The organism is Curtobacterium sp. MCLR17_043 (assembly GCF_003224215.1).
Lineage (GTDB): Bacteria > Actinomycetota > Actinomycetes > Actinomycetales > Microbacteriaceae > Curtobacterium > Curtobacterium flaccumfaciens.
In genome coordinates this window covers 1-718 of sequence record NZ_QKLH01000030.1, presented here as the reverse complement: position 1 = coordinate 718, position 718 = coordinate 1, and the positions used below count along the sequence as shown (strand labels likewise).

Annotated in this window: 1 protein-coding gene; it reads left to right on the top strand. The window is 68.0% G+C overall.

The features are described from left to right. Positions 1-702: hypothetical protein (locus tag DEJ03_RS17625; RefSeq protein ID WP_258370666.1), on the top strand; the 702-nt coding region annotated here is incomplete at its 5' end. Positions 703-718 lie beyond the last annotated feature (16 nt).

The window sequence follows — 718 nt, the reverse complement described above, 5'->3', positions numbered from 1 at the left end:
AGCAAAGGACTGATCACGATGCGTAAGAGCCTCAAGACCTCCATCACCCTCGCCACGACCGGCGCCCTCGTCCTCGGCGGTGCCGCGTTCGGGATCTCCTCCGCCCAGGCCGCGACCCCGAACGTGCACACGGTGTCCTCGTCGTCCGAGTCGAAGATCCCCGCGCCTGTCGCCTCGGTCCCCGAGGTCCTCGGTGGCTCCACCGCCGTGAAGCTCGACTCCGGCTTCACCGACGCCCTCACCGCCCTGAAGCTCACCCCCGGCGTCTCGGGCGATGCGACCCTGGCTGACGGGTCGGTGTCGTTCCCGATCACCGCCGGGTCGGTCACCTACTGGTCGCCGGATGGCAACTACCGCCCGTACGTGCAGGGCCTGCTGAACCACGACGACTCGGGTCTGACCCTGAAGGCCGGCGACACCACCGTCACGCTGGAGAACTTCGTCGTGAACCCGGGCTCGTCCAAGCTCTACGGCGACGTCCTCGTCAACGGCAAGGTCGCCGCGGCCAACGCGTTCCTGTTCGAGCTGCACGGCGGCTCCCTCAAGCCCCTCCAGCTCGAGGGCGACAACGCCATCCTCACCGGCACCACCGTCCACATCTCCGAAGACGCCGCCGGCCTGCTGAACAAGACCTTCGGCACCGACGCCGTCAAGCGCGGCCTCCTCGTCGGCACCGCCACCATCACCGCACAGATCAAGTAACACCTGCCGCAACACC